This window comes from Parabacteroides sp. AM08-6 (assembly GCF_003473295.1).
Classification (GTDB): Bacteria; Bacteroidota; Bacteroidia; order Bacteroidales; family Tannerellaceae; genus Parabacteroides.
Genome location: NZ_QRMP01000012.1, coordinates 86,433 through 94,978, shown reverse-complemented (window position 1 = coordinate 94,978; position 8,546 = coordinate 86,433). Strand labels below are relative to the sequence as shown.

Sequence of the window (8,546 nt, the reverse complement as noted above, 5' to 3'; positions counted from 1 at the left end):
TCTTGTATTGTCCGACAAGAAAACATCAACCTTTGCCAATGCAAAGACCGGTGGTGACAATGGTTTGGTATTCAATCTTGAAGTAGGTTCGGAAGAGAATATGGCTACAGATAACGATGCTATTTCAACTTCTGAAGTATCGGTAATCGCCGGTAATGGTCAGGTAACCATCAACGGTGCAGCCGGTAAGAAGGTTGTCATCAGCAATATGTTAGGCCAGGTGAAGGCTAATACGGTTATCGCATCCGACAATGAAACGATTGCAGTACCTGCAGGTGTTGTAGTGGTAGCAGTTGAAGGAGAAAAGGCTGTAAAAGCGATGGTTGAATAAGAAAATTTATAATCAATATAATTCTACATCGCGTAGCCTTCGGGCTAATTAACCTGTGACAGGCGAAAAAGCGATAGATATTAATACTAAAGTAAAAAATTTAAAAAGTTCATCTACAAGTATCTCTGTGAAGAGAAAACGTGGATACAGAAAAGAAACCTCTCCGGTAGCAATATCGGGGAGGTTTTTGCTTTTGGGGGTATGTTTTGAAACAATTACTGCTCTTGTCTGTTCCCAAAGAAAAAAATTGTACTTTTGTGAGCTACATGAATAAACAGGAACGATGGCTAACGATGAAATGAAACAATTCTGGAAAGTGCCGGAGCCGACGCTTCGAAGATTGCCGTGGTATCTTGCCTTTTTAAAACTGATGAAGGGAAGAGGTGAGACTTTTGTGTCGTCTACCCAGATTGCCAAGGAAATCAATGTGGATTCCAGCCAGGTGGCAAAAGATTTGTCGTTTGTGAATGTAACCGGGAAAACTCGTGTGGGTTATGAAATATGCACTTTGGTGGATGTGTTGGAAAACTTTCTGGGATTTACCTCTCAGCACAAGGCTTTCCTGTTTGGGGTAGGAAGCTTAGGGGCTGCCCTGCTGCACGACTCCGGGTTAAACCAGTATGGGCTGGAGATTGTTGCCGGATTTGATGTCAAGGAGGAACTGGCGGGAAAACTGATAAACGGTATTCCGGTCTATAAAATGGATGATTTCCCCGCTAAACAAAAAGAATACGGGGCAACAATCGGTATCATAACCGTGCCTGTAGAAAGTGCCCAGGAGGTGACGGAATATATTATTTCCGGGGGGATTCAGGCTCTTTGGAATTTTACCCCGTTCCGTATCCGTGTGCCGAAACATATCGTAGTGCAGAATACGTCTATGTATGCCCATCTGGCGGTTATGTTTAATCGCTTAAATTCAATAAATCACTGACATGAAGATTATAGCAGTAGGAATGAATTATGCTGCTCACAATAAAGAGCTGCATCATTCGTTAGAATTATCGGAGCCTACTATTTTTATGAAATCTGACTCCTCTTTGCTGAAGGACGGCAAACCGTTCTTTATTCCCGACTTCTCGTCGGAGGTGCATTACGAGACTGAGATTGTGGTAAGAATAGACCGGCTGGGAAAAAATATTGCAGAACGTTTTGCTCACCGCTATTACAGCGAAGTGACGGTCGGCATCGATTTCACTGCACGCGATTTGCAGCGTAAACTGCGGGAACAGGGGTTGCCGTGGGAAATCAGTAAGGCGTTTGATAATTCGGCTGTTGTCGGTACATTTATTCCGTTAGACAGGGCGGGCGATATCAATCGTATCCCTTTCCATCTGGATATCAACGGGAAAAAGGTACAGGAGGGAAATACGCGGGATATGCTTTTCCCGGTAGACCGGATAGTCGCTTATGTGAGCCGTTTCTTTACGCTGAAAATCGGGGATTTGATTTATACCGGAACACCTGTAGGGGTAGGACCGGTACGGATTGACGACCATTTGCAGGGCTATATTGGCGAGCAAAAGCTGCTTGACTTTTATGTTAGATGATGCGAAGAATACTATATACGATACTGATAAGTTTTTGTCTGCTTTCCTCCCTTTGGGCGGACGGCAGTCGTTATACGACCGAATCTGTGCTCAATACGGGAAAGTGGGTGAAGATACGGGTGGCTGAAACCGGTATTTATAAATTGACATTTTCCGATTTGCAAAAAATGGGGTTTTCTAATCCGGATAAAGTATCGGTATATGGGTATGGAGGTTGGCCGCTGGAGGAGAATTTTTCGCTTCCTTATTCGGACGATTTGCCTCCTGTCGCAATTTATAAAGGGGCGGATTATTTGCTGTTTTACGGAAAAGGACCGGTGAAATGGGAGTATAATTCGACCGATGGTTTTGTACATACCAATAATCCTTATTCCCAATATGGTTATTATTTCCTGACCGAAAGCGATGTTTCTCCCAAAGTGATGGAAACACAGGCTTCCGAAAGTGGGGCTTCTTTGAAAATAACCACATTCGATGATTATCTGGTCTATGAAAAAGAACAGGTCTCCGTGAATGCTTCCGGCAGGGAACTGTATGGGGAGTCGTTCGATACTAATCTTTCCCAGGTTTTTAATGTCTCCGTGCCCGGTATAACGGATGATGAAGGGAAAGCTTCGCTTAGCTTTATCTCGAAAGTGACAAGCGGAACAGGCAACGTGACGATGAGTATAGATGGAAATACGGTTATCGAAGCTCCTATTTCCAGTAATACGGCCGAATATGTAATGGCTTTGGAGGCTAAAAGAAACAATATATCCTGGACCGGCGATAAGAGTGAGCATATAAAGGTGAATATACAATACAGTAGAAGCGGGCAGAAAAATACCCGTCTCAACTATTTCCGCCTCCAAATGGTCCGGGAATTGAAATCGTATGGCGCATACACCTTTTTCCGTAGTCTTGCTTCCCGGTATAATGCTTCTCGTTTTGTGATACAGAATGCCAACGCCAATATGTTGGTATTGGATGTAACTGACGGCCTCAATCCAAAGCGGATGGAAACGGAACTGAATGGTACGGAACTGTCATTTTCCATCCCGGCTTCTTATACGTTAAGAGAGTTTGTTATTGTACAACCCGGACAGTTGAAGGCTCCCGAAAAAGTGGGAGATGTGGTAAATCAAAATCTGCATGGCTTGGCTCAGCAGGACATGATTATTCTGGCCCAGCCGAATCTTCTTGAACAGGCGGAACGCTTGGCGGAAGCGCATCGTACACATGATAATCTGACGGTTCAGGTAGTGGAACCGGAAAAGGTATATAATGAATTTTCTAGCGGTACACCGGATGCTTCGGCTTACCGTCGTTTTATGAAAATGTTTTACGACCGTAAAACGTCGGATGAGGATGCTCCTAAATACCTTCTCCTTCTGGGAGACGGTTCCTATGATAACCGCCAGTTGACAAATAACTGGAAGCAAGTGGATATGACGAATATGTTGCTTACTTATCAGACGAAGGAATCATTGACTGACCAGTCGTATGTAATCGACGATTATTTTGGCTTTTTAGACGATAAAGATACCGGAACCTCTTTGCAAAATTATACCCTGAATCTCGGTATCGGACGTTTTCCGGTCCGAACGGTTCAACAGGCTAAGCAGACTGTGGATAAGGTTGTTAGTTATATGGAAAATAAAAACGTCGGTTCTTGGAAAAATAACCTTTGTTTTTTGGCAGATGATGGAAATAGTGCGGATAATTTCGCTGTTTACCATCTTACTCAAGCAGATGAGATTGCTGAAAGAATAGAATCGGAGCATCCTGAATTTCTGATTAATAAGCTTTATTTTGATGCCTATAAAAAAGATTATACGGGAGGGCATACCAGCTATCCGGATGTAAATTCGAATTTAAGTAAGTTGATGAAAGACGGCTTGTTGTTGCTGAATTATACGGGACATGGCGGTACGACGGCATTGAGTGAGGAAATGGTTGTTAAACAGACGGATATCGCTCAATATACCTATACGCGTTTGCCGTTGTGGATAACTGCGACTTGTGATTTTACCCGTTTTGACGATTTGAGTACTTCTGCGGGAGAAGATGTTTTCCTGAAAGAGAATAGCGGGGGAATAGGACTGTTTACAACTGTACGTGTTGCTTATAGTGGCACGAATTCAGAGATAAACCAAAAACTGAATGAAGGATTGTTTAAAAAGAACAAAGGGCATCGTTTGACTTTAGGGGAAGTCATGAAGGAAACGAAAAATGGATTGACTACTATCCGGAAATTGGGTTTTTGCTTAATTGGCGACCCTGCTTTAAAGTTGGCTTATCCGGAATATCGTATGCAAGTAACTTCCATAAATGGAGCTTCCGTGGATGGCTCTCCTATACCTTTCAAAGCTTTGGAAAAAATAACGGTTGAAGGAGAAGTGCTGAATGCGGAAGGTAATCTGGCTACAGATTTTACCGGTGTGATTAATCCTACCGTAAAGGATAGTAAAGTGACGGTTACTACGCTCGATAACAATGGAACCGGAAATACGGCAAGCTTTACCGATTATCCGAATACGCTGTATGTCGGTAACGATTCTGTGCGAAACGGTAAATTCAGTTTTACATTTACTGTTCCTAAAGATATTTCTTATTCCAATAAACAAGGGAAAATGAGTCTTTACGCCTCCGATGCGATAAACGGGAATGAAGCCCAGGGCGCATTTCTTAATTTTATCGTCGGCGGTACTTCCGATACGGCGGAAACAGATACGATTGGACCGGAAATACGGGCTTTGTATTTGAATGATACTACCTTTGTGGACGGAGGTCGGGTGAATACAACGCCCTATTTTGTTGCGGAATTGTGGGATAAAAGCGGTGTGAATATTTCCGGCAGTAGCGTGGGACACGACATGATGCTGGTTATAGACGGTTCTTCCACACTTAGTTATAATCTGAATAGTTATTATCAGCTTTTGCCGGGCGAAGAGGGAGTAGGCATTGTCAAGTTTATGATACCCCAATTGCAACCTGGTTTGCATGAGGCCGAATTCTGGGTGTGGGATATACAGAACAATTCTACTTTGTATACCTTTACTTTTGAGGTTGTGGAGGGGTTAAAACCTTTTATTACTGAAATTGTAGCGACTCCGAGTCCGGCTCGTGAACAGGTCACTTTCCATCTTTTCCATAATCGTCCGGAAAGCCGTGTTACAGTCGGTATTATGGTCTACGATTTGACCGGCCGGTTATATTGGAAACATGAAGAAACCGGTTCGTCCGATTTGTTTAATGCTTATACGGTGACTTGGGATTTGACGAATAATGCCGGTGGGCGTATCCGTCCGGGTGTCTATATTTACCGGGCAGCTATCAGTACTGATAATTCGAAAGAAGCAACTGAAGCAAAGAAACTGATTATATTAGCTCCTTAGTCAATTCTTCCCAGAGACGCATAAATTCCATGCCGTTCTGGACGAGGGTGAAAATGAAGTAAAATAAAATAGTCAGGTCCAGTATCCGGTACATTCTTACCGGAAGCTGTTTATACAGCCAGCCAATCAAAAGAGGAATGATAAACATCCAGTGGCCACCGAATATAATCGCTTCATTCATCCCATAACGGAAAATAAAATGGATAATCAGGTCTATCCCTACATACATCAGGATAAGCAGTACGTATTTATTCCGGATATTCAGGCATGCAGAGGCAATTATCAGGATAAGTAATAGCATTACGACTCCATTTTGCCAGGCGTGTAGATATTCACTGGGACGTAATACAACCTCTTCTCCTACCGCTTGTAAACTAAGGGGAGTCGTGATTACCGTATTTCCCCAGAAATCGATTAGTGCTTGTTTGCCGAATGTGTTATCATGGATAAAATATTGGTTAAGTTGCCGGGTTGTTTCGATGGGAGAAGGTTCGTCAGGTGTCAGAATTTTACTTTTGATTGTGTAGATGCCTAAAAACAGCAAGACACAGGCAATAAACGGTAACATAACCTTGAATCCGGTACGTATTTTGTGTAAGAAAGGAACTTTGTTCAGTAGAATAGCGGTGGCAGGTTTGGCTGCATTCGTAATGGTTACCCCTCCACACAGGAAAGAAAGGAAAAATACGGTACGTCCTTTTATATGGCCGGTTAGTTTGTATTCGCGGGAAAGCATTAGTAAAGAGAATATTAGCAGAAAAAAGGAAAATGGATAAGTTTCCATGGTGAACGATAAAACAATTGTAGTAAAGAAGCTTCCGGCGAATAATGTCAGCAATAATGCCCGGTGAGTTGCGAGAGCTGCTATTTGTTTTAAGTACCTATATATTAACACTAAACCTCCACTTGTTAATAAATTGGTCAGAATCAGGCAAATAATACTACTTGGTTTCTCTTTCCACACAATTGTAAACAGGGTTATCAACAAGGTTTTCAACATATGGAACAGGCTGAAAAACGGATGGCTGATGTCAAATGCCCCGCCTCTGGTATACAAATGAAATAAGTTATCATATCCTAAGTAACTACCGGCTCTTCCGTTGGGAACATCAATCAATTCTGTTTGAAAAAGCAGTTGATACCCGATGAAACCATATATCAGAAAGAAGAAAAGAAATAAGGCGATTTCTGTGAAACTCACCGGATATAGAGTCCGTTTAACCTCTCTCATTTCGATTCGCAGAGTCCGTAAAAGGGTGGATATGCAAGCAAGTATATTCATCGGTTATTTCTGAATGGTTTGTAAAAAGGGACATCGGCAAGAGCAAGCAATTCGCAATCTCCGGAACTGTCTCCATATACATATAGTGTATGAGTGGCTATATCGGGGAAAAGTTTACGTAATCGACGTACTTTTTCTTCTCCTTTGCAATTGGGAGTGGCAAAACAGCCGGTCAAGACCCCGTTTTTTATTTCCAATTCTGTTCCTTCCACCGTATGGATTCCTTTGGTTTCGGCCCAGGGACGTATCCAGTCGGGAACAGATGCGCTTATGATGATAACTTCATGTCCTGTGTCTAGATGGTTTTGTATTTCATTTAATGCTGCCGGATAAACTAACCGGGGAATACGAAGCGCATATTGTTTGCAGGCGGTGGCAAAGTCTTCTGTTTTCATATTCCGGAAAAAAGATGTGAATATCTTTTCTTTGGCAGTATGAACCGGAAGTATATGGCAAATAGCCACTATTTTCATTGCGAGAATCAGCGGTAATCGGATTAAAAAAGCCGGCCAGCCGAAAGTCCTTATCAGGAAATCAGGTAGGGAGTCACGGTTTATCAGGGTTCCGTCGAAATCGAATACCGCTATCGTTTTCTGTTTCTTTTGCGTCTTTTCCATGTGCAAGTGGCAAAAATATGAATTTTCTTTTACATTTGTCCCTAAATAAAAGTATAAAAGCAGATACAATAAAGTACGCGTTTTTTAGTTTATAAATGCAGGCAATGGTTTTAGCAGGAAGAGGTGTTGTGTCTTCTCTGTTTTTACAAGGCGGGACGGTTGGTTTTGCTTGCCTGAATAACAAATATGATAAGCAATAATAATATGGTAAGAAAAGTAAGATTCGGTGCACTTGTGATGTTGTTAGTTCTTTTTTCGGTTTCTGCTATGTGGGCCGAAGGAGAAAGCGGGAAGACAAAATTTGCACCTATTAATACGGCAGTCCCGTCATTATCGATTGCTCCTGATGCTCGTGGGGGTGCGATGGGTGACAATGGTTTGGCTACTTTGCCGGATGTGAACTCGCAATATTGGAATGCTGCCAAATATGCATTTATGTATAGCAAGGCGGGTGTTTCCCTTTCCTATACACCCTGGTTGCGCAAATTAGTAAACGACGTGGCTTTGGCTAATTTGTCGGGTTATTATAAAATTGGTGACAGTGACTTGCAGGCGATTGGTGCTTCTCTTCGTTATTTCTCTTTGGGTGATGTGCCTCAACAGGAGAATGTAGGAGAAATTCCTATCTATGCCAATCCTTACGAAATGGCTTTCGATTTGAGTTATAGCCGGAAATTATCTGAAAACTATTCAATGGCGGTTGCATTACGATATATCCGTTCGGATATGGGTGTCGATCCGAATGACGAAAAGCATGCGGGTAATGCTTTTGCTGCAGACATTTCCGGTTATCTGGAAAAATATGTGATGATGGGCAATGCAGAGGCTTTATGGAGCTTCGGTTTCAATATCTCTAATATTGGTAGTAAAATTTCGTATGACGGAGGGGAAAACAACCATTTTTTGCCGACTAAATTATCGTTAGGTACAGGTTTGTTATATCCTATCGATGATTATAATCGGATTGGTGTATATCTGGATTTAAGTAAATATCTGGTTCCGAGCGAACCTGTCAAGGAGGATGGTGAGGATGAATCTGATTTTACGCAACGTCAGAACGATTATAAATCAATGTCCAGCATGTCCGGTATTTTCAAATCTTTCGGTGATTCGCCGAATGGTTTCAAAGGGGAGATGCAGGAAATTATGGCATCGATTGGTGCCGAATATAGTTATAATGAACAATTCTTTGTACGGGGTGGTTATTTTTATGAAAATCAGAACGTCGGCAATCGTAAATATTTTTCGGTAGGTGCCGGGTTCCGTATGAGTGTGTTCCAGTTGGATGCCGCTTATTTGGTGAGTACCGTTCAAAGTAATCCGTTGGACCAGACTTTGCGTTTCACCCTGACGTTCGACATGGATGGTATTAAGAATTTGTTCAGATAA

7 protein-coding genes are annotated in these 8,546 nt (G+C 42.2%); 5 read left to right on the top strand and 2 right to left on the bottom strand.

Annotated features, from left to right (window positions below):
- The 4 genes from DW103_RS10005 to porU all read left to right on the top strand — a co-directional run.
- A partial coding sequence (locus DW103_RS10005; RefSeq protein WP_233545664.1) for a DUF6383 domain-containing protein occupies positions 1 to 331 on the top strand: 331 nt, incomplete at its 5' end.
- A 283-nt stretch (positions 332 to 614) separates the two neighbouring features.
- On the top strand, positions 615 to 1,265 hold the full coding sequence (locus DW103_RS10000; RefSeq protein ID WP_122275667.1) for a redox-sensing transcriptional repressor Rex: 651 nt from the start codon (positions 615 to 617) through the stop codon (positions 1,263 to 1,265).
- 1 nt (position 1,266) lies between these two features.
- On the top strand, positions 1,267 to 1,881 hold the full coding sequence (locus tag DW103_RS09995; RefSeq protein WP_122275665.1) for a fumarylacetoacetate hydrolase family protein: 615 nt from the start codon (positions 1,267 to 1,269) through the stop codon (positions 1,879 to 1,881).
- Positions 1,881 to 5,258: a type IX secretion system sortase PorU gene (porU, locus tag DW103_RS09990; protein WP_122275681.1), complete on the top strand. Its 3,378-nt coding sequence runs from the start codon at positions 1,881 to 1,883 to the stop codon at positions 5,256 to 5,258. The genes DW103_RS09995 and porU overlap by 1 nt, the downstream gene beginning before the upstream one ends.
- Here porU and DW103_RS09985 read toward each other — a convergent pair.
- Together DW103_RS09985 and DW103_RS09980 are read right to left on the bottom strand one after the other, a co-directional pair.
- Positions 5,242 to 6,540 (bottom strand): DUF6080 domain-containing protein, encoded by a 1,299-nt coding sequence (locus tag DW103_RS09985; RefSeq protein WP_122275662.1) that lies wholly within the window; start codon positions 6,538 to 6,540, stop codon positions 5,242 to 5,244. The two genes, porU and DW103_RS09985, sit on opposite strands and share 17 nt — an antisense overlap.
- Positions 6,537 to 7,157, bottom strand: a complete 621-nt coding sequence (locus DW103_RS09980; protein ID WP_122275660.1) for an HAD family hydrolase — start codon at positions 7,155 to 7,157, stop codon at positions 6,537 to 6,539. The genes DW103_RS09985 and DW103_RS09980 overlap by 4 nt, the downstream gene beginning before the upstream one ends.
- Positions 7,158 to 7,361: 204 nt before the next feature.
- On the opposite strand from DW103_RS09980, the gene porV reads away from it, so the two are divergent.
- Positions 7,362 to 8,546: a type IX secretion system outer membrane channel protein PorV gene (gene porV / locus DW103_RS09975; RefSeq protein WP_122275679.1), complete on the top strand. Its 1,185-nt coding sequence runs from the start codon at positions 7,362 to 7,364 to the stop codon at positions 8,544 to 8,546.

Bases quoted from the DNA above. Each gene is read 5' to 3' on its own strand.
- porU (WP_122275681.1), top strand. From the start codon at position 1,881: ATGCGAAGAATACTATATACGATACTGATAAGTTTTTGTCTGCTTTCC.
- DW103_RS09985 (WP_122275662.1), bottom strand. From the start codon at position 6,540: ATGAATATACTTGCTTGCATATCCACCCTTTTACGGACTCTGCGAATC.
- porV (WP_122275679.1), top strand. From the start codon at position 7,362: ATGGTAAGAAAAGTAAGATTCGGTGCACTTGTGATGTTGTTAGTTCTT.
- DW103_RS09980 (WP_122275660.1), bottom strand. From the start codon at position 7,157: ATGGAAAAGACGCAAAAGAAACAGAAAACGATAGCGGTATTCGATTTC.
- DW103_RS09995 (WP_122275665.1), top strand. From the start codon at position 1,267: ATGAAGATTATAGCAGTAGGAATGAATTATGCTGCTCACAATAAAGAG.
- DW103_RS10000 (WP_122275667.1), top strand. From the start codon at position 615: ATGGCTAACGATGAAATGAAACAATTCTGGAAAGTGCCGGAGCCGACG.